This window comes from Wolbachia endosymbiont of Folsomia candida, from assembly GCF_001931755.2.
GTDB lineage: Bacteria > Pseudomonadota > Alphaproteobacteria > Rickettsiales > Anaplasmataceae > Wolbachia.
Map to the genome: position 1 here is coordinate 1251699 of NZ_CP015510.2, position 23092 is coordinate 1274790.

Below are 23092 nucleotides of genomic sequence, written 5' to 3' on the forward strand. Positions count from 1 at the left end.
GCAAATGAATGCATCTGTAGAAAAAGAGGTTTTGTCTTTATCGAGTAAAACGTCACAAGAGCTGAGGAAAATGTATGAGACAGCATCTAAAGGGAAAGCACCACCATATCGTAGGGAGTACTTTATCAGATGGATATCTCATTGGTTACAAGCAAATGCGTTTGGAGAATTGTCCGAAAAAGCAGCCAAGAAACTAGACTATTTAGCAGAGCAAATGAAAGAAGGAAAAAAAGTAAGTAGTGAAAATCCTCTTATGGCAGTAGGGACAAAAATTATCAAAGAATACCATGGAGAGAAGCATGAAGTAACAGTCAGTGGTAAAAAATTATTTATATATAAAGGACAGCCGTATAAGTCACTGTCTGCAATAGCTAATAAAATAACAGGAACAAGATGGAATGGGTTAGTGTTTTTTGGGGTGAAAAATGTTAAAACAAATTAGGTGCGCAGTATATACAAGAAAATCCTGTGAAGACGGTCTAAATCAAGAGTTTAATAGTCTGGATGCACAGAGAGTATCTGGAGAAAGTTATATTAAGAGCCAGCAACTTAAAGGATGGGTAGCGATAGAAAAGAAATATGATGACGGAGGTTTTTCAGGAGGAAATTTAGAAAGACCAGGATTGAAAGAGTTATTTAAAGACATAGAGAGAAGAAGAATAGATTTGGTAGTAGTATATAAAATGGATCGCTTATCAAGGTCGTTACTTGATTTTGCAAAAGTAGTGGATTTATTGAAAAAACATGAAGTAGCATTTGTATCAGTGACAGAATCATTTAATACAGCAGACCCAGTAGGTGAGTTAATGCTGAACATAATAATGAGTTTTGCGCAATATGAAAGAGAATTAGCAAGTATGAGAATAAGAGATAAGATAGCAGAATCAAGAAAACAAGGATTGTGGATGGGAAGTAGAGTGCCACTAGGATATGATGCCAAGGATAAAAAGCTGATAATAAATGAAAAAGAAGCAGAGCTAGTAAAGCATATTTTTGAGAGATTTGCAGATTTAAAATCTATAGTTAAAGTGACTAAAGAGTTAAATGAACAAGGTTATCAAACAAAAGAGTTAAAAAATAAAGGAGGAGAAGAGTTTAAAAAAGCAACAGTAAAAGGGATTTTAACTAATCCAACTTATATAGGTTTTGTAAGTCACAAGGGAACATTATATAAAGGAAAGCACGAAGCAATAATTGATCAAGAATTATGGAATAAGGTAAAAGAAAACTTTAGTACTAGAGAACAAATAAGCACGAAAAGAGCAGCAGTGTTATTAAAAGGGTTAATGCGTTGCTATGGATGCGACACTTCAATGCAGCCAACTTACGCTAGAAAGAAAAATAAAGAGTATAGATATTACGTATGCGGAAAACATTTAAAGGCAAGAGAATGTAAAGCAAAAGATCAGACAATAGCAGCTGGGGAAATAGAGCAAGTAATAATGCAGCAGGTGCCTTTGATAATGAGCAATAGTGAATTAATAGAAAAAGCTTTTAAAAAAGGAGAAAAAATAGCACTGGGTACTTTAGAAGAAATAAGCAAGATCTGGGAAAATATATTTCCAATAGAACAAGAAAACATAATTCATATCTTAATAAAAACTATATGGTTAAAAGAAGATGGAATAAAAATAGAAATAAGTAAAGAAGGGCTAAAAGATTTAGTCAGTAAGTATGGAAACACAGAAAAGGAAATAGAAGTAAGCAGAGAAGAAATTGTAACATTTGTAAAATTAAAGTTAAAGAAAAGCAGTGGAAAAAGTATGATATTGGTTCCACAGGGAGGAGAGATAAAGGAAAAGAAAAACGATAAATTGTTAAAAGCACTAGTAAGAGCACATTTATGGCAAAGTCAGATAGACAGTGGAGAATATGCCAATATAAAAGAAATATGTCATGCAAACAAGATATCGTGCCCTAAGTATGTTGGATCAATTTTAAAATTAAACTTTCTGGCTTCAGAAATAAAGGAAGCAATATTGGAAGGAAAGCAGCCACCTCACATCAGGTTGAATAACTTCATGGGTTCAAAAATGGATTTATTGTGGGAAAGGCAGTTAGAGAGATTTTATAGGTAGCTTGGAGGATTTAGAAGTGTTGGAGAAATGGCATAAATCGAGCTTTTATAGTAAAATTAAGGATAAGGAAGCTGGTTTATTTATCAAGCAAGTTCCTATCACTTCAGAATTGAAAGTGCTACCAATATGTGGACCTACGTATTGTAAGTGGGATTTACTATATCTTAAACAATACTGTATACAAAATTCTCATGTTAATTTAGGAATAGTCAATGGGTATAGGACAAGAAGAAAATAGTGGAATAGTAGAGGTAGACTTCAAGACAACGGAGATAGACGAAGACACTCTCAAAATATCTCCTGTAAAACGGGAATCAGAGGAAGTAGAAGAAGGTATGGAGGCAATATTGACTGAAAAAGCAGAGCAATCCAAAATAACAGAGCAAAAAAATAAAACAGAAATTACAAAATTGCCAATAAGAAGAAAATTACTGAAAGATAAAGAAACAATCGCATCTCAGGAAGAGCTTTTCAGTCAAAGCGATATACAAAAAGCTATGGCAGTAGAACAAGCTAAGGAAGTGCAGGCTACACAATTAGATAAGTTGAAAATTGGAAAATTTGCAAATAAAAAAGCTGAAGTGCAAAGAACAGAAGCTCTTGTTTCAAATAAAAAAGGGTTGGTTCTAGTTGGGTTAGCTTTGTTAGCAGGTACTGCAATATATCTGCAATATGGAAGCATAGCTGCTATGTTATTTGTGTGTGCTTTGGAATGTTTAGGAGCAGCTGTATCTAAAAAGTTAAATAGCTCAACGTCTGAAGTTAAAGAACCAGGGAGTTTTATTACTGAAAGTGAAGTTTTGAAAGCAGGAGAAATATATAGCAGGCAAAGTTTGTGAAGCTTATTAGATATCCTGTAGTAGCTAATTTTCATATATAGCAGAAAGCAAGCTCTCGCCTTAGATTTTACAATAAGATTTTCTCCTATCATATCAAAATAATAGAAAATTTATTCTTACATTGGAATAATATTATGATATACTTACTATAGTATACTATATAAAAAGAATGTAGGGGGTTGTATGGTTGATGAAAATAGAAAGAATAATCAATTATTTCTGGAAACTATAAAGGAAATTTATTTTGATGATCTGCAGGTAAAAAACTCGATGCTACCTGATTTAGTGTGGGGAGAGAAAATAGTTGAATGGCTTTCAGAGGAAGTAGTATTAACAGAAAATCAATACAAGCTAGATCAGGGGTTATTAATAGCGCTGAGTAGCATTAATTGTAGTTATTTAGAGCTCTATAATGCTAGCGACTTTATTTATGATCGTGCTGGTACTAAGCAGCTTGAAGAGTTTTTAAATGCTAATAAAAATGATCCAGACCTGCAAGTAGTACTTAACCTAAGAAGAGGAGAAGGAAAAAGAACAGTATTGGAAAAAATGGCAACACGCAATATTTCGGCGGTATATTTATTTTTAAAGGCTGTGGCAGATCCAAACATTGGAGATAAAAAGGGCAAAACTCCATTACACTGTGCTGCTAAGTACAATAATCTTGATATTCTGAATATACTGTTGGAAGAAAAATCTATTGATATTAATGTAAAAGATGAAAACGGAAAGACACCATTACACTATGCTGTCTTTCATGGCCACAATGAGGTTATAAGTAGGCTATTAACAGAAGAAGCTATTGATATTAATGCCCAAGATAATGAAGGAAAAGCACCTTTGCACCATGCTACATTTTGGGAAGTAGATAATGAAATGATAGATATTTTAGTAAAAAAAGGGGCAAAAATTGACATTCAAGACTATAAAGATAATACACCACTACACTATGCAGCTAATGTTGGTTATATTGATTCAGTAGGACTTCTTACAAAAAGGAGTGATAATGTTAACCTTGTAAATAAGGATGGAGATACAGCACTTCATATTGCTCTAAATAATAAAGATGAACGTGTTCCTGAAGCCATTTTAGAAAATGCTAAAAATATAGATGTAAATATTAAGAATAAAAAAGGAGAAAGTCCTTTGTTACTTGCTGCAGGTGTTAGCACTACAAACATAGTAGAGAAGATATTAGCAAAGGGCGCAAATATAGATAAGTATTGTTTACATAATGCAGCAAAGAATGTATATGCTGAAGAAATCTTAAACGATATTGATAGCTATGAAGATATTCAATCTAAGGTAGTGGATCAATTTATTAGTTTAGGTTGTGAGGTTAATGCTAAAGATGAAGGTGGAAGTACACCTTTATTTTATGCTGTTGAACATTGTAACAATGAGGTTGCTAAGCAGTTAGTGCATAAGGGTGCCGATACAAGTGTAAGAAATAAAAAAGGGTATACAGTATTTGAGTATGCAGTAAAAACAAATAGCTTGGAAGCACTAAGCGCAATTTTACCACATAAAATAGATGAGTGTGGTAATGAACTAGATAAAGAAATTGATATTGATAAAGCTAAAGAAATACTGACTAAAATTATAGATAACCAGGGAAACACACTGCTGCATTGGACTGTAAGATATGGATGTGATAGAGAAATACTTAACTTTCTTGTAGAAAGTGGAATAGATATTAATGCAAAAAATAAAAATGGTGTAGCACCAATTCATATAGCTGCGAAATATGGGCGAGAGGATCTAATAGAGTTTTTTATTGAGAAAAAGGCTAGGATAAACGTTCAATGCGGAAAGTTTACAAAATCAGAAATTGATGATTTAGAAAAGGTTAAAGAAAAAGGAGATTTCACTGAAGGAGAATTCATTTATATTAGGGACTCTGAAAAAAATATAAAAAAAGATATTGAGCATAAAAAAGAAACACCTATCTCAATAGCTGCGGGTAATAATCACGGAAATACCGTGGGAATGTTTTTATCAAATGGAGCAAAGGCAAATATAAGTGATAGTAGAGGTTGGACACCTATATATATTGCGATAAGAACAGCATGTGATAAGAGCTGTAAAGAGGAAGAAAGAGAAAAAGCATATAGAATTGTAGAGAAGCTAGCAATGTTTTCTGATATTGAAGCTTTCAAGCCTAAAGGTGGTATCAATCAAATAGTTAATGGATTAAAGAAAGCGTGGACTGGTAAAGATGAAGAGTCTTTTCTGGTGAGAGCAACAAATGATGATGAAAGAATGAGAAAAATACTAGAAAAAGCCTTAAGGGATAGAGAAAATGATAAATTGCCAAATGCTCCAGTGGATGAATATGTACCAAGCGCTCCGCCACTTGATGATAGTTTCTTTGGTGAGATAGGTTCTTATGTTGAAGAAATTCCAGAACTTTATCCAGATCTTGCAAAAGAATTAGAAGAGAGTTATCTAGGAAATTTAGAGTTTAAAAAGCCTGGAGACAAATCAGAAAATAAAGATCAATCTATTGAACAAAAACCTGATAAAAAATCTACTAAACAAAAAACAGACAGTATCAATAAAATTAGACTCACATTTCATGACAAAGAAAGGCTGAATATATTTTCAGATAAGGTAGCAAAAAGTAAGGACATAGCTGAATTAAATCAAGTTGTGAGTGAAGCATTAAAATCAGGAGTAAGATTAAATTTTCTTAATAATAAAAATAACAGCTTTACAGATGTTGTAATGCAAAGAATACAAGTGCTAAAAGAGAATTCTAAAATTTCCAGCAATATAATATGTAATTTGGTATCAAGGGGAGCCGATATTAACAGCTATGAAAAAATAAATCAAGAATTGGAAGAAGTATTTAAAGATCATAAAACTAATATACAAAAAGCTTACTTAGAAGCTAATAAACGTATTAATGATTTTCACGAAGCTGTAGCAAACGCAACTACTGGTAAAATAGAACTTATAGAAATAGATAATACAACTTTTTATCTGGAGTACTCGGCAGATAGCACAGTAGATGTTGCAAAAGCCGTAGAAGCAGCAAGAGGTTTAGGATTATACGATGGGAATATTGTATTTGGCAGCAATATAGTAAAAATTGGTGAAAGTGAAATAGAAATTGAAACAAAGAGCGGCATAAGAAATTATACTGATCTTTCAGACAATGGTGATGTAATAATAACGTTTCAGACAAGTTTAGGTGAGTTAGATGTTAGGTTATACAACAGCACACAATACAAAGATTCTATTGAAGTAGAAGTTTGTGATCCTGAAAAATTTAATCAATTAGTAAATATCAAAGAGGAAATAGGAAAAAATTGTCTATTTGGAGGATTATCCGTTTATGATGCTATTGAACAAGGATATTTTGAAAGGTCTGGAAAACTTCAATTTTCTGAAACAATAAGCTGTAAAAGGTCTGAACCTTCTGAAACAGTAAGCTTTATTTCTCAAGACATTAAAGAAGAAGCAAAAAAAGTAATGGAAAATATTGGTAGCACAGACATAAAAAATACAGGAGAAGAATCTTGGTTAAACAGAATGCAAGGCAAAAGAACAAATGAAGGTTGTGGTAGAGGAATGTAAACAGGCCTTTTATCTGCTTAATAGAAGCTTATTTAAACGTTTAATAGAAGCCATAGGGGAGTGTTAAATAAACTGTGTCAAACCGAAAAATGATATATTATAATTAGTATAAAAAACGGAGGTTTAGACATGAGTCAAGCAAACAACTATGTTGGATTAGTGGATTACAAAGAATTGGAAGAAAACATTTTATCGTCTATACGAGAAGGTAGGCCACTTACCGGAAGAGATGGAGCATTAACACCATTGATAAAAAAGCTGCTGGAGGCAGGTTTAGAAGGTGAAATGGAAAATCATCTATCAAACGACGAAGAAGAGAATAGAAGAAATGGCAAAAGTTCAAAAACTTTACGGACAAGCTCAGGATCATTTGAGCTGCTAACGCCAAGGGATCGAGAAGGAAATTTTGAACCACAGATAGTCAAAAAAAGGCAAACAAGCCTAGATCCTGAACTTGAAACGAAGATCTTGAGCATGTTTGCCAGTGGCATGGGCTATAGAGACATAACGTCACACGTTGAAGAAATGTATGACCATAAGATATCAACTGCTGAAATATCTAACATTACTGACAAGCTGCTTCCAGTAATCAACGAGTGGCGTAGTCGTCCTTTGCAGTCGATTTATCCAATAGTTTTCATGGATAGAATGTTCTTTAAAGTCAAGGAAGATGGACGTTGTGTAAGTAAGTGCATATTAGGCATAGATCAGAGTGGCAGAAAAGAGGTGTTAGGCTTCTATTTGGCAGAAAGCGAAGGTGCTAATTTCTGGTTGGGAGTATTGAATGACCTCAAAGAAAGAGGTGTAGAAGATATCCTTATTGCTTGTGTTGATGTGCTAAAAAGCTTTCCTGCAGCTATAAACAGCGTCTTTCCTAACGCAGAAGTGCAGCTGTGTATAGTGCATCAGATACGCAACTCATTGAAGTATGTGGCTAGCAAAGATGCAAAGAGCTTTTTAGGTGATTTGAAGAAGGTATATCAAGCTTCAAGCAAGGAAATTGCTGAGAATTATCTGTTGGAATTGGATGAAAAATGGTGTGCAAAGTATCCTATGGTTATAAAGTCTTGGCAGAACAATTGGGAGAATTTATCTTGTTACTTTAAGTATTCTGGCCCTGTTAGGAGAGTGATTTACACCACAAATCCCATAGAGGGGTTGCATAGGCAAATCAGGAAATTTACCAAAACCAAAGGCTCATTTAACAGCATAAATGCCTTGTACAAGTTAGTATATTGTGCTATAAAGAAGGCAGAGGAAAAGTGGACTATGTCTGTACATGATTGGGCATTAACCATATCCCAGCTTGACATTTTCTTTCCTGGTAGATTGAAAATTGAGTTGAGCTAAAAATGCGGTTTGACACAGTTTATTTAACACTCCCAGCCATAGCTGCATTTGTGATAAAATTTGCATTATTCAAATATACTAATCTTGAAATTAAGGCAACCAAATTCATTTACAAAGAAACATTCTATTTAGCGCTATCTTAAATTCTTTTATTTACTTATTTACTCTTTGTTTTTCTCAAAAATGGGCGAAAAATCCCTATATTGTGGAGAAATAGAGAGCTTTATTAATAGATTATGTAAAAATATAGGGGCTTTTTAGGGAATAATTGGGGGTAAAAGCACCAAATATCCAAATGCCTAAAGCTGGCTAATATGGCAGATTTAAACCTGTATTGAAACTATAACATAGAGCGATTTCTAGATTTTCAATGGTGGACCTTACCGTTCAAATAAAACTTGCTCTCACGTCTGTTATGTAAAATGGCTGAAAGTTGTGATATTCCTTGGGTTTTTATGATATGCGATATTAAATTTAGTACATACCTATCGGAGAACTGAGAACAAAATTAAAGCAAATTTATAGAAAAGCCGAAATTCAAAAGTAAATAAAACATTTTTTGTCAGCACTGGATCCGAGTCAAAAACAGCCTAAAAATAAATGCCAAAATATGTATTAAATAACTTGCGTTGCTGATTTTCCTGATTACTATATAGCCAAGCTTAGCATAGTGGGTTTGATTAATATATGGTATCTCTATGCTAAAAACACAACATCCAACAGATTATTTTAAAAAAAAATGGGTTAATTCAGAAGTCATTGGTCCACTAGAGACAAAGCAACACATAGAGTGGAAAGATTGGAAACAAAGACCTCGATTTAAACGTTCTGTAGACAATCCAAGTTTACCAGACAATTTTGAAATAAAATCAGCAATAGGTGGAGAAGACTGTTTCTTTGATTCAGTTGCGCAAGGCCTTAAACAGCTTAAACCTAATATGGAATTTACTGTTAAGTCTATACGCCAAGTTTGTAAGCAGCTAGCCGTAGGTAACCAACAATTAAAAGCTAAAGTTATAAGAGATGTTAGAAGCTCTCACGATCCTACAATGGTACCTCCGGATTCTAGTATTAGTGATGATGAATTATGGAATACTTACTTGGCTAGTATAGAATACACTAGTGAAGATATGGAAAGAATGAGAATTGAAAATTCAGACTTGTATAGGTCATTAACTAGCTTAAAGTATGGAAGTGCATTACAGACTCCTATATGGGGAAGGCCTGATATTGAGGGTCAATTAATTTGTAATGAGTATAACGTTAAGCTACATATCATTGAAAAGCTGCTCCATGCTGGCTGGTCAAGTCAGGTTGTCGACGGATCAGTCTCTAGATCTGTAGATGATGTAGATTATAATGATGTTAATACAATTCATATCATAAATAGAGGTACCAATCATTTTGAGCCAATACTCGATAAAACAAGAACAAGAAGTACAGCTCAGCAAAGCAAGCAGTCTTTACCTGATAATTATCAGTCTAACCCAGGTAATCAACCTATTGATTCTTCTCAACATCACCAAATAAATACTAGATCTCCTGACTCTACTGATTATGACGATGAAGTTACACCTGAAGAAGAGTTAATTAGTGCTGTAAAGAGTAGAGACTCAGAAGAGGAAAAGCTAAAGAAGATTACGAAACTTTTTGAAAAAAAACCAAAGCTGAACGTGAATTTTCAAAATGCTGATAAGGATACATCATTACACATTGCTGTTCGTAAGGAGGAACGTAAAGTTGTTGAGTTACTTATAGAAAAAGGAGCAAAGATTAATGATGATAACATAAAGAACAAAAGGGATAGAACTCCATTAGATGTTGCTAAACGATCTGGTACGCATAATGGACAAGAAATTGCTAATATTTTGGAAGCACATCTTAATAGCCTTTCAAATCCTTTAAAAAGAACTAGAACCGATTTTGATGAAAATACACCGGAAGACAGTAGTCCGAAAAAGCCAAGAGTTTCTAGCCCTGATCACCAGCCTATAGGAATTGATCAAGAAACTAGTAGTAGAAAGAGAGCTCACTCTAATGGAAATGAAGACAATGCTGTTCAAGGTGGAAGATCAAAAATTTCTATTTTAGATAAGCCAAATGAATACTCAGCTTCTGGATTAAAGCATACCTTACATGGTAATATCTACCAATTAAAGTTATTAATGCTATTTCTAAAGCGAGGATTAGATAAAGGATATTCCTTTCGTTTAGCTACGGAAATGGATGCAGCGGAAAAATTTGATGATTTGGTTTTTCAATATGAGAAGGATAAGGCAGATGGGACAGGTAAAGAAGAAGTATGGAGGTTCTTACAGGCTAAGCATAAACAAGATGAATCCACAAAGATTACTGTAGGTGATTTACTTACAAAAGAAAAAAAGGGCGAATTTAATTTAGAAAAATATTTTGTTTCTTACTTAAGAATTAAGAAGAAGCCTGAATTTAGTAACCTGGAAGATTTTATTATTTGTACTAATATTGATCTTGATTTAGAAGATTCGATACAAGATCAGGTAAGAAAACTTAAGAAAACACGTTCTGGAAAAAATAAGGAAAAGGAAATTTCAGTTAAAGCAGTAGGTACTAGGCTCTGTGAACAAAATTTCGTTGTGAAAGAATAAGATGGGAAAAAGGATATAAAAAAGGAGGAGAAAGTGGTAGTTTAACCCAATTAAGCAATAAAAAAGGAGAAACTACCGAATGGAATATTACATACAAGAAACAAAATGGGAACAAATTTTTGCATTTTTGAAAAGTGTGAAAGGTATACACAGCAAAGATGAAACGCAACTGAGAAGGTTCGTGGAAGCAGTCTGGTACATGGTCCGAAGTGGTTGCCAGTGGCGTCTTTTAGGAGAAATATATGGTAATTACAGGAGTATACACAGGAGGTTTAAAAAGTGGTGCGAAAAGGGAATTTGGGAAAAGCTATTTAAATATACACAAGATCCAGATTTAGAGGTGCACATGATAGATGGCACAATCGTTCGAGCGCATGCTTGTTCGGCTGGATACAAGAAGGATTCTGGAGCTCAAGAGGCATTGGGACGCAGTAAAGGTGGCTTTACAACAAAAATTCATGCACTTGTCGATGCTCTTGGAAATCCGTTAAAATTTACGCTTACTGCCGGTCAAAGACATGATATTACACAGGCTGAAGCGTTAACAGACAATGTCTATAACTCTATTGTAGTAGCAGATAAGGGCTATGACAGTAACGCATTTATTGGCAGCCTTGAAAGCAAGGGATGTGAGGTCACCATTCCACCAAAAAGGAATCGAAAAGTGCAAAGAGATTATGATAAACATGTTTATAAAGAGCGGCATTTGATCGAGTGTTTTTTCGGTAAAATCAAAAATTTTCGACGGATTTTTTCGAGGTTCGACAAGACTGCTATAGTGTTTATGGGCTTTTTGAACTTTGTTGGTGCACTTATATGGCTACTCTAAAATTTTGTTCACAGAGCCTAATGATAATTTTTTAGATGTAGGTAGTGGTGCAAGGTATAAATTAGAAAATAGTAATGATGTAGCTTTACATTTAAAACAAGGTGATGAAGTAAAAAAGGAAATACAAGGGCAGAATATAGATATAGATGTAGAAATAAAAGAGTTTCTTGAAAAATTAGTGTTTGCAGTTAACCAACCTAATGAAGTTGAGTTAGGTAATATCATTGAAGCTGAAATGGGTGAAAATAAGGATATCAATTTAATTGATAGTGAATTCGCAGCAAGTAAGTTTCAAAAAGACATGCTGGATTGGATGAAAGAAAAAAAAGGACGCTTTCTTACTCATGAAGATGGTCAAGCATTTTTCAATGAAGCAAAACAAAAAATTTCCAAATTAGTGTTGATCGGTCCTACCTTAGAATATCGTGCTAAAGTTCAAGATTTTGGCATTGCCTTTAGTGAAGATCCAACAGAGTTACAGAGTTTTTTAACTTCCAGTGATAAACAAATTTTTAACTTAATTAGCCCGCACAAGACTATATTGGGTGCAATTAAAATATATCAAACTTTAAAAGATATATCTGAATATCAAAAGGATGATAGCCACATTTTTATACGTCTCAGCTCTCTTTTACGTATACAAGATCGTGTAATAGAAGCTTTTAACTCAGAAGCAACTAATAATCTATTAGTAATTGAATGTAAAGCTGTGGATGGAAACATGCAGGTACTATATAATCAATTATCTAACAAAATACAGCGTAGTAGTAATAAAAAAATTATTCTTATTACTCAAGAGAATAACGCCCTAGCTGAGAAATTTAAAGATAATTTTTCTAAGTATGATAAGTATGAAGAAAGAAGAGATGAAAAGAATAGCTTGACTGATCTTACAATTGAATCGCAGGAAAAACTTCTAAAGGAAGGACAAGTTATATTTCAAGGAGAGAAGGTAAGTTTAGGTACATTAATAGATCAAGAGTCAAAACATCTAATAAATGCAAAAGTATTATCTAAGCTTATTGACGGTGATGAAATAAAGATAGGTAAAGCACTTCAAGATTTAGGTGATGTTAAAGACTATTATATTCCCCGAACATTTAATCGTCAGGTAAAAATTAAAGAAGACTTTAAGAAAGAACCATCTAAGTTTTTAATTACTAGTAGCAGCCAAGTTGATGAATCGAAACTTCAGAAAGATCAAGATATAGTGTTAATTTCTGACATAGATATAGATGAGGATTTTAAGAGATTATGTAATAAATATAAAGAACGTAATATTCATTGGCTCAAAAAAGATGGTAATGAGTTTGTATGGCAACAGTCTCGTGGTAAATTATCAAATTTACGTGGATTCATAGATACAGAAAGCATTAGTGAATATCCGGTAAAAGAAATTACTAGTATTGCTGATAAGGTAGTAATTATCAGTGCAGAACCTGGTATGGGTAAATCTACTGTACTGACACGTTTAGCGATTCAAACAAAAGCAGAACCTAATTTACCTGCTCTATGGATTGTAAGAATTAACTTGCTAGATCATGCAAGTGAATTTAGCAAATGGAAGAAAGGCAACATAGAGATTAACAATGCAGAAGCTGTAAAGTTTCTGTATAGAGCTATAGATTTTCAGGCATTTAAAGAAAATGGAGAACAAACAAAGGAGAAAAAAGAGCAAGTTATTACTAATATTCTTGAGCTTGTCACTATAGAAAATGATGTTGAAATAGCTTTAAAAGACAATGGAGAGAAAAAGATCAAAGGGTTAGCTTTACTAGAAATAGAATTATTTAATTATTTTTATAATCAAGGTAAAATTACATTACTATTTGATGGATTTGATGAGATTAGTCCTGATTATAAAAAAGAAGGTATAAGCTTATTGCAAACATTAAAAGGTACTAAAGTAGAAAAGCTATGGGTAACCACTCGCTCTTATAATATTCAAAGTGAACTAGAAGATAAGTTAAGTACATTTTCACATACACTAAAGTCATTTCTTGAAGATGATCAGAGGAGCTTTTTAGAGAAATTTTGGAAAAAAAACTTGAAGCTTAATGCATTAGATAAGAACCGTTTTAGTACTTTCACTGATGAGCTGTTGGAAAGGTTTTCTAAATCCATTAACAATCAAGAAAAGGACTTTATGGAGATACCGTTACAAATGAGTATGATTGCTGAGGTCTTTCAAGATACTTTTAAAGAATTTTATTATTCTGGGGTGCAAGAGCTTTCTGATGAACATAAGCAAAAACTTAGTGAAAAGCTGAACTTGGCTACTCTATATGAGCGTTTTATTAAGATAAAGTTTGATGAAATTCGCTTCGGAGAAAAAAAGCCTGGTATGGATACTGCTGATCCAGATACACGAAAGATAATTAAGAAAGAGCGTAAGGAGTTTGTGGAGAGCCACAGGAAATTAGCTTTATATGCCTTATTATTGAAAGAAGATAAGCTAGCAGAGTTGCTTTCTAAACAGGAAATAGAAGAAGTACATGATTTAATAGAAAATATAAAGCAAGGTCATGAAAAAACAGGTATTATTGATCAAGTTGTTAATGATAAACCTAGATTCATTCATTTTTCTTTTGCCGAATATTTTTTTGCTGATTTCCTTGCTGATAGGTTGAGCAAGCACGAAAAATATGAATTAGTATCAGATTTTTTATATAACACTATTGTTGAATTTCACTCACATAGGTCATTGATCCCAGCTTTTCTTGATTATAAATTTGCTGCAGGTAAGGTAATGCACATTGCTGCTTTAGGTGGTGATTTACAACGAATTGGAGAATTAAAAGGAGATGAGGTGAATGTTTGTGATACTTATGGAAGGACTCCTTTACACTTGGCTGCTCAAAACGGTCATTTGGATGTTGTTAGTGTTCTGCTTGGTAAAGGTGCAAATGTAATTACCGCTGATAAGCTTTTTGGTTGGACACCATTGCACTATGCTGCATCACAACAGGCTGGATTGAAACCTACTATTGAAATTATTGAGTATTTTTTTAGCAATACCAAAGATCTTAGAATTTTAAAGCAAGTTGCAAATGCTAAGGATAGGTACCAAAACACATTTCTGTTTATAGCTAATCAAGATAACGTCTTTATGATGTATTTGCTTCCTAAATTACTTGAGTTAGATAATTTTAAAAATACTATTGATGGTAGTATGCGGTTTAAAGGTGGTAAAACATTACTACATTTATATATTGAGAGTGGGAATGATTTAGCCGTTCTAGAACTCTTATCATTGGTACAGGATCCTAATATTCCAGATGACGAGGGTAGAACACCTTTACATTATGCTGCAAATCCTTTTGATGGAGATATCGTTCAAGAATACCTAATACCAGGCGGTGCTGATCCTAGCATTAGAGATAAGCAAGGTAAAACACCATTGCATATGATTATTGAAGAACGTGATTTAGACATTTCTCTTATTTTTTTAGATAAGCTGCTCTCTGATGGAAAGGACGTAGACGTAAAGAATATTATAAAGGGCATGAATATTGGTAATACTTTTATCATGAAATTATTATGTCAAGCTTCTTTACCTGTTGCTTCATTTTTATTAGAAAATATTTTGAACGATGTAAATGCCCAAGATGATCAAGGTAAGACAGCGTTGCATCACACTATCACTAACACTGAGAATGTTTTTAATTTTCTAATAAGTAAGAGTGCCGATGCTAATATTAAAGACAATCATGGTAAAACATCTCTACACTATGCTATACAAGAGCGAAATCAAGAGGTAGTAAAATCTTTACTAAAATATAGTGGTGCATTTTTTGATGATATTATTGACAATGAAGGTAATACACCTTCAGGCCTTTCTAAAGATGAAAGTATTACACATTTATTGGACTCAGTCAGTCAATTATTTAGAGCTGTAAAAGAAAATAACATAAACGATGTTAACCGTATTCTTAGCAATTCCATAGAGCCTGATGTTATAGTTAATGCTAAAACCAAAAATGGTGGCAGATCTCCATTGCACTATGCTGCTCAAGAGGGCCATAAGGAGATTGTAGAAGATTTATTGTTTCATGGAGCATTTTTTAACATGCCTGATAATGATGGTAAAACACCGTTAGATCTTGCCAGCAATCATGAAGATATCACTAGTTTATTAAACTCTATTCATCAATTATTTGATGCTGTGGAACAAGGAAATTTGGACGAAGTTATTCAATGCATAGATAAAGCAGACATTAACTTTGCTAATTATGAAGGCATGCAGCCGCTACACTTAGCTGTTCAAAAGGGTTACTTAGAGATAGTTGAGACTCTACTTAAAAGGGGGGCTAAAGTTAATGCTAAAACTAGAGAGAAGGCTACCTTATTCCACATAGCTGTTCAAAATGATCATTTAGAAGTAATCAAGGCTTTACTGGATCATGTAAAACAAGTTGATCCTAGTACATTAAGTGATCTTATTAATAGTAAGGATGTAAATGGTAATGCGCCACTGCACATAGCTGTTCAAAATGATAATCTAGAAATTGTTAAGGTACTATTGAATGAAGATGCTGATATTAATGTTAAAACACTGGGTCATGACTTTACACCATTACACTTTGCTGCAAAGCATGGTCGCATAGCGATTGCTAATTTTTTATTAGAACGTTATGCAAAACTCCTTTATGATAAATTTCAGTTAACACCGATATACTACGCTATTCAATATGGTCATATAGAAATTGTTGAGTTGCTTTTTAAAGACGGATTAGCTTCGGATTTACAAAATGATGATTTTTACTATAGAGGTATGTCACTATTACACTTAGCTGCTCAAAAAGGCTATAGTAAAATTGCTTTTGAGATTCTGGTTCATGAGTCACTAAGGTCTGACATTTTGTATAAAGGCAGATCTCCATTGCACTATGCTGCTCAAGAGGGCCATAAGGAGATTGTAGAAGATTTATTGTTTCATGGTGCATTTTTTAACATGCCTGATAATGATGGTAAAACACCGTTAGATCTTGCCAGCAATCATGAAGATATTACTAGTTTATTAAACTCTATTCATCAATTATTTGATGCTGTAGAACAAGGAAGCTTGAATGAAGTTATGCGTTATATTAATGAAGGAGGAGAATCTTTCATTAACTCTGCTGATTATAGTCGAAAAGGCATGCAACCATTAGGCCTGGCTGCTAAAAATGGTCATTTAGAAATTGTTAAGTATTTTTTAACTTACTATAATGAAGGTGAAGTTTCTTTTAATACTCAAAATACCCAGGATGATAGCACTCCAATAAGTCTAGCTGCTCAGAGTAAATATTGGGAAATTGTTATATTATTGTTAGAGTTAGAGAATGAATTGTCTCTTTTTGATGTGAACGACCTTAACGCGAATCAAAAACAAGAATTATCACAATGTGCTCTTGAAAGTGGTCACCAAGATGTGGTTAAACTTTTAAATAAAGGCTCTTCTGATAGTGAAATGTCTGATCAATTATCTGGTACTGTTGAAAGTTCTGATACTGATAACAGCTTAGTTCAACAGATATACTTAGAGCAACAAAAGTCATTTGTAAAGTTAAATAAATATGTAAATGGTAACTTTCCTGAAGTTGAAGCACAAGCAGTAAAGCAAGGACTATATTTACCATCATTTGAGAGTAGAAATATTCAGATCAACGGAAAATGTGCAGCTATTACTCGCATGCTTTCTCAGGAGTTATTTTTGGGGCAGCAAGTACATGAATCATTCTTAAGTAATTTACAAACCTCAGCAGAACTCTACGAACGCATAGCTCAAGGTAAGCAGGTATCTTCTCGGGAAGAAAAAGAAATCTTTGCTCTTAGTCGTTTGCTCGATAGTGCTGAAGCAGAATTAAATTCACCTACAAGTAGTTTACCTTCATCTTTAAGTCATGTAAAAAGCTATAAGATACTTGAAGATTTGTCTCTTTATGTAAGTGGACTCACTGATGACTTTGCTATTCATTTAGTAGCAAGTAATCACGTAGTTGCCATATATCGTACAGGAGATACTTATACCTATTTTGATAGTAACGTTGCTCTGGTGTCAGGTTTAAAGACTGTTGATCAACTGATGAAAGTTGTGGAAAAAGGTGTAAAGTATGCTGGCTATGAGATTGCTGAAGAAGGATTCTTAGTAGAGCACTTTGATGTTACAGAGGCAAATAATGCATTAACAACTGAGCAAAAAGAAATCTTGGAAAATCCAATTCAAACGGAACGACATCTTCTTTCTCTGCAAGATCAAGAGCATGGCCTGATTGATGTTGATGGTGAGCAGGTATCTAGAGTAATATTGTATGACATGGGAGCTAAATTACATGCAGAGGGGAGCGCTCCTATACTAATTAATTCTGAGATGAGCAGTGAAGATTTAGTAGAAAATTTAAGCTCAGGAAAAATAAAGATCACAGCTCGTGAATATTTAGAAAACCTTAAAGGTAATACAAAAGAGATTGTTCAACAAAAGGTTTCTTCTTTGCCTTTTGATGGATCAATGGGAGAAATTAAAGATGCTAAAACGATTAAGGATTTAGTTCTCTCTGAAGATGGTCAAATGTTAGATTCTTATCAGTTAAATAAGATTTTGAAAGGACCAGTAGAGCAATCAATTAAAGCTTTGCCATATTATCTTGAAGTAGCAAACACTAAACATTGGCCAAATAGACTAACTAATGCAGCAGGAAGAATCAGTATGGTTAAAGGCTATTACGATATTGCTCACTCAATACGCTATGGGGATACTCAAGGTTTTTTACTTGGCTCAGGAGAAATTGGTTTTTCCCTTTTTTCACAGCTAATTGAAGATGGTGTGGTAAAAGTAGCGCCACAAGTTATTAAACAGATGAAACATGGTATTTTCTTAACAAGAGGATTTGCTGGCCTGATTACTAGTCCATTTGATATTTATGATTTAGTCAGTTCATCAATTGATTTAGCAAATAGCAAAAAAGGCTCTAAAGAATGGAGAGATAGCATAGCAGGAGTTGCTTTTTCTGGTACATCAGTGGTCACAGGTGTTGCATTTACTGCTCTTGGAAAACCAGGTGCTGGCACTGTAGTTGGTCTTGGAATTCTTATTGGTCAAGGACTTTATAGTGGTACAAGTATGGTCATTGAGTATAAGAAGTATAAATTAACAACTAATCAAGAGTTTCGACTATTTTGGCATACATTTGCCCTGCAACTACCACCTGAGGATGTACAATACCTTGCAGCAAGGAAAGATGTAGTAAATAAATTAGCTGAGCAAGCATGGGAATATCTGCAGAACAATACTCAGGTAGCTGCTTATGGTATGGGGCTTGGAGAGATTAGATTTGTCGATGATACTCATTCTCGTTCTAAAAGAATGATAGGTGACATGGAGCAATCTATCATAGGTGCCAAATTAAGAAACGATATTCATATTCCTGACCACCAGGACTTAGAAGAAGCAATCAAAGAATTATTACCAAAACCAAAAGAGGTGAAAGTGGAACCAAGTAGTAGCTCTATTGGTATGTCCAGCCCAAGCAACGAAAGAAATGGTCGAAATTTATCACGTATTGTTCCAGTATCTCCTTCTTCTGAAGCAGAAATGCTTTGTCTTCCTCAGTTTACTCACCGTGATTACGAATATGACAACAGCTTCATTGGTAGAAAACCAGTGTACACTGTTCCTCATAGTGATTTTCTTGTCCCTCATTGGGATAGTGGGTATGGCGATAGCCCTGCATTGTACAGCAATTCTTCTACAGCTATTTATCATTGTCACAATGCTATAATAGTTGGCCGTAAGAATGATACTATGGAAAACCCAACTATGGTGTTTGATTTAAGTTTGGTAAATGGAAATGGTCTGATAGTAAGTAGCAGTAAGTATAATAATCAATTCAATATTGCCCAAGGTGGAACAAAAATATATGGCAGCAATCATACCAGCAATGTCTTTACTTTAACCGATGATAATTTCTTTGGTAGGGTTTCTGGTGGCACAGCAAATGCAACTAATGTACTTGATGTGAGCCAGTTAAAAAGTAAAGGATTATCTTATGAAAATAATATCGTCACCACTCAAGAAGCCCAAATGACTGCTGAAAATATTAATCATTTTATTGGTAGAAAGGCAGAAGCAGAACATGTTGATTGTCAGAACATGAATAATAAAATAGTAATAGATAGTCGTGGTGGTAATAGTGGAAATAGCGATGTTGTAAGTAACTGCAGAAAGGTGATAGTTACAGGAAATACTAAGGTAGTAAGTAATGAATCTGACAATACTTTTTACATTAAACCAAGTGCTGGTCATGCTGAAATAAGGGGTGAAGGCAAAGGATTTGTAATATTTTCTGATACTGCATTATTACAAAGAGCTTCAAATATTAGTTATTCATCTACAAACAATACGTTATCAATTGAGATTCAAGATGGTACATTTATACTTGATGTTCAAAATTATTTAGATAAAGAAAATAATCATAATTATCTACTGATTGATAAGTATGGCAGTGTTATTGAACCTATCATTCAGTCAAATTCTACACACTTCAACTTAAAAGCAGAAACTAATTTAACAACTAGAGCTGAAGTTGCTCAGCGCTACCAAGAAATTTCTCAAGTTAATGGCAACTATACAGTCTATGGAGTAGTGAGGGACACAGCAAGAAACAATATGATCTTTGGCTCTGAAGGTAGTGATGTAATACCGCTAACTCAAAATGTCACTTTTGCTCAAGGTAATGAAGAAAGTGATGTTTATAGTCTGATTTCATGTGAGAAAGCTAATGTTACAATCAACAACTACGATGAGAAAAAAGCTCTTGATATACTTTACTTACCTACAGATTCAATTGAAACCAATAGAGTTGAAGATGATTTGCATATAGCTACAGGCAACGTAACAGCAAACATCAAAGTAGAAAATTTCTTTAGAAATAGCAGTTATAGACACTTAACAATAATAGATAAAGACAAAAACACATTTTTACCATGGCCAAGTAAACAGTCTTATGTGCAGCTAGTACCTTTCTTCCATGCGACAAAAGGTCAGTACATGTTTTTATTATCGGCAGAAAAGGTGCAAAATAATCCAGAAGTTATAGTGGACGCTAAGCTAGATGACATAAGGTTTTATAGATATGGAAATGACCTCATGTTAATGGATGATCAACCACTAATAGTTAAGGTAGAAAACTTCTATGGCAACCAATATGGAAACTTTACATTAAATTTTCGTAGTAAAGAAAAGCTAAGTTCTAAGCAGTTATCTGAATTAGCCAAAATTGCAATAAATTATCAAGATGAGATAAGAAGTAGCTATTATGACAGTTTTAGAGAATATAGGATGTCTAGTTTTAACTCTACTATTCATCACAACCAGAGGTTTGTAAATGGCAGTTTAACTACAGTAGAGCCAGATGATAAACGAGTAGGAATATTATTACTTAAAGACCCTTCTGGTATTGAGGTATCAGTTGATAACAATGATCTTGTCTTTTTTGCTGCTCAAAATAATGCCACGTTTGTCATAAAGAATTGGAACGACACAGATCATAGAGTTTCAATGTTGAGGTTTGGTCAGGAAGATAAATCATCAATAGAAGTCAGAAAATTAGATAAATTTGATTTGTCAGAAGTTGCAGAAATTCAGGCTGTAATCAATAAAGCTGCAGTGAGTAATGCTTTGGATGAACAACTAGAAAAGTTAGACAATGAAGTAGTAAATGGCCTAAAATATTTACTTGCAAGTAATGGAATAGTAAACGGTATTAATACTTATAATTGCCTAGGTTTTGACTCTGAAGAAGATCAACAAGAGTTTGTAGCTGCATATTCTACTCTTTATAACAAAGAAAAGTTAAAAGAAGTTTTACAAGATAGTCAGGTAGTAGAGGCATTAAGATGGTTGATAGTAAAAGGCCACACTAATTTATCATTAAAAGATCATGATAAAGAAAAGCACTTGTTACTTAAAGATCTGGATCAATGTTTTGCTGCCAAAGATAGTTTTACGATAGAGAATTGGAACCATGTTTCTGTGCTGAAGTTTAACCAAACAATAGAGGTAGATTTATCAGAAGTATCAGAGATTCAGCATTTAATAAGTAAATATGGTATAACCCAGCTAGAAGAATTAAGTGACGAAGAAGAATTTAAATACTTACTTGTAGGCATGGACATAAGAAATGGTATTTATAGTTGTGTAGCAGAGAAAGATACGCAAAAGATTTATAATCCTTATTACTATGAATGGCTTAACTGGGGTTTAATAAAACGTCTTATAGATGAGAAGAAAGTTGATGCTAACACAAAGGCTAATGATGGTAATACTATTCTTCACGAAGCTGCATCTTCTGGTAATTTAGACATAGTAGAATATCTAGTAGATGAAAAGGGAGTTGATGTAGAAAGTAGAGGAAATGATGGTAGGACTCCTATTCACCATGCTGCATTTTCTGGAAGTTTGGATCTGGTAGAATATTTAGTAGATGAGAAGGAAGTTGATGTAACCACTAAGGACAATGACGGTAAGACTTCTCTTCACTATGCTGCTTATTCTGGCAATTTAGATCTAGTAAAATATCTGGTAGAGGAGAAGAGCATTGGTATTAACACTAAAGACAATTATGGCAATACTATTCTCCACGAAGCAGCATCTTCTAATAATTTAGATCTAGTAAAATATCTTATAGATAAAGGAGCTGATGTTAATGCTAAGACTAATGGTAATTGGACATCGCTGCATAAAGCTGCTGAAAAAGGTCATAAGGAAGTAGCCCTAGCTTTATTGGACGAAGGTGCTGATATTAATGCAAAAACAATAGGAGGGTGGACAGCTCTTCATTGGGCAGTATCAAGTGGTAATAAAAAAACAATTTTAGCATTACTGAATAAGGGTGCTAACATTAATGCTAGAACTGATGGTGGTGAGACACCTCTTCATATAGCAGAACAACAAGGTAAAAGAGAAATTGTTGCTTTATTAAACCATCAAAATACTAGAGAACATCAACGCAGCCGTCGTGCTATTAAAGAGATTCCTATTACAAATGTATCAGATGATCTTGAACTTTTTGTTGCCCAAAATAATGCCACTCCTGTCATGAAAGATTGGAACCACGTTGCTGAAGAGAAAGCCACGAGCAGTGCTATAAGAGCATCTTCGTTGATAAATGATTTATTCGGTTGGGTAAAAGGTTCTATAGGTGGGTTATTTAATTCTAGAGCTGCTTTACCTGAAAACAATACGACTCAAAGCTCGCTATCACAAGTTGATGTACAAGTAAATGTTGATGGTACAATAATGCTGCTTGATTTACTTATTAGAAAGGTCACAGGTCAAAAGTTTATTTCTTCAGAAGATCATTCTCTATCTTTACTGAATGCACAAGGCTACGCGCTCAATATTACGGAAAAGTTTGAGCAAGTATTAAATGAAACAGCTATTAAGACTGGGATATCAGTAACGAATTTAAACTTTAATCCAGTACCAGTAAGTTCAGCTATAGCTCAGCACCTAAGAAGTGGTAATTTTTCTGAAATATCAAAAACCTTATACTCATCTGCAAAAGAGGCTTGTCCTGAGTTTAAGCAGACTTGTAAGTTTTTAAATTATTTAGATGATCGTCTAAAAGAGGTCTTAGCTGAAAAAGAAGTTGAGTTGCTTTTAGAAAAACAAAAACCAATAAATGTAGATACATTATCTCAAGTTAAACCAGTACTTCAAGAAGATAAACCAAAAAGCTTACTGGGTGATGTAGCAATAGAAAATTCAGGTGTAAAGAGAATACGGTAAAATATGAAATTTAATTTTTA

General features: G+C 33.7%; 8 protein-coding genes. All 8 read left to right on the forward strand.

Translation table 11 applies throughout. From position 1 onward, the window contains the following. Window positions 1–4: 4 nt before the first annotated feature. The 8 genes from ASM33_RS05775 (at window position 5) to ASM33_RS05815 (ending at window position 23072) form a co-directional block, all read left to right on the forward strand. On the forward strand, window positions 5–442 hold the full coding sequence (locus tag ASM33_RS05775) for a DUF2924 domain-containing protein (protein ID WP_110409994.1): 438 nt from the start codon (window positions 5–7) through the stop codon (window positions 440–442). Further along, a complete protein-coding gene (locus tag ASM33_RS05780; protein ID WP_110409993.1) occupies window positions 426–2078 on the forward strand; it encodes a recombinase family protein in 1653 nt (550 codons plus the stop codon). Before ASM33_RS05775 ends, ASM33_RS05780 begins: the two co-directional genes overlap by 17 nt. 212 nt (window positions 2079–2290) lie before the next feature. Then, window positions 2291–2917: a hypothetical protein gene (locus tag ASM33_RS05790; RefSeq protein ID WP_110409991.1), complete on the forward strand. Its 627-nt coding sequence runs from the start codon at window positions 2291–2293 to the stop codon at window positions 2915–2917. Between the two features lie 183 nt (window positions 2918–3100). Continuing rightward, complete coding sequence (locus ASM33_RS05795) at window positions 3101–6499, forward strand: ankyrin repeat domain-containing protein (RefSeq protein WP_110409990.1); 3399 nt, start codon at window positions 3101–3103, stop codon at window positions 6497–6499. A 129-nt stretch (window positions 6500–6628) separates the two neighbouring features. Next, entirely contained in the window at window positions 6629–7849 is a 1221-nt protein-coding gene (locus ASM33_RS05800) for an IS256 family transposase (RefSeq protein ID WP_110409989.1), read from the forward strand. 698 nt (window positions 7850–8547) lie between these two features. Then, on the forward strand, window positions 8548–10473 hold the full coding sequence (locus ASM33_RS05805) for an ankyrin repeat domain-containing protein (protein ID WP_110409988.1): 1926 nt from the start codon (window positions 8548–8550) through the stop codon (window positions 10471–10473). Between the two features lie 79 nt (window positions 10474–10552). Continuing rightward, a complete protein-coding gene (locus ASM33_RS05810) occupies window positions 10553–11302 on the forward strand; it encodes an IS5 family transposase (RefSeq protein ID WP_110409356.1) in 750 nt (249 codons plus the stop codon). Window positions 11303–11306: 4 nt separating this feature from the next. After that, window positions 11307–23072: an ankyrin repeat domain-containing protein gene (locus tag ASM33_RS05815; protein WP_157956387.1), complete on the forward strand. Its 11766-nt coding sequence runs from the start codon at window positions 11307–11309 to the stop codon at window positions 23070–23072. Window positions 23073–23092: the final 20 nt, after the last annotated feature.

Excerpts from the sequence above, each read along its gene's own strand:
- ASM33_RS05790 (WP_110409991.1), top strand. The coding sequence starts at position 2,291 with ATGGGTATAGGACAAGAAGAAAATAGTGGAATAGTAGAGGTAGACTTC.
- ASM33_RS05775 (WP_110409994.1), top strand. The coding sequence starts at position 5 with ATGAATGCATCTGTAGAAAAAGAGGTTTTGTCTTTATCGAGTAAAACG.
- ASM33_RS05805 (WP_110409988.1), top strand. The coding sequence starts at position 8,548 with ATGCTAAAAACACAACATCCAACAGATTATTTTAAAAAAAAATGGGTT.
- ASM33_RS05800 (WP_110409989.1), top strand. The coding sequence starts at position 6,629 with ATGAGTCAAGCAAACAACTATGTTGGATTAGTGGATTACAAAGAATTG.
- ASM33_RS05810 (WP_110409356.1), top strand. The coding sequence starts at position 10,553 with ATGGAATATTACATACAAGAAACAAAATGGGAACAAATTTTTGCATTT.
- ASM33_RS05780 (WP_110409993.1), top strand. The coding sequence starts at position 426 with ATGTTAAAACAAATTAGGTGCGCAGTATATACAAGAAAATCCTGTGAA.
- ASM33_RS05795 (WP_110409990.1), top strand. The coding sequence starts at position 3,101 with ATGGTTGATGAAAATAGAAAGAATAATCAATTATTTCTGGAAACTATA.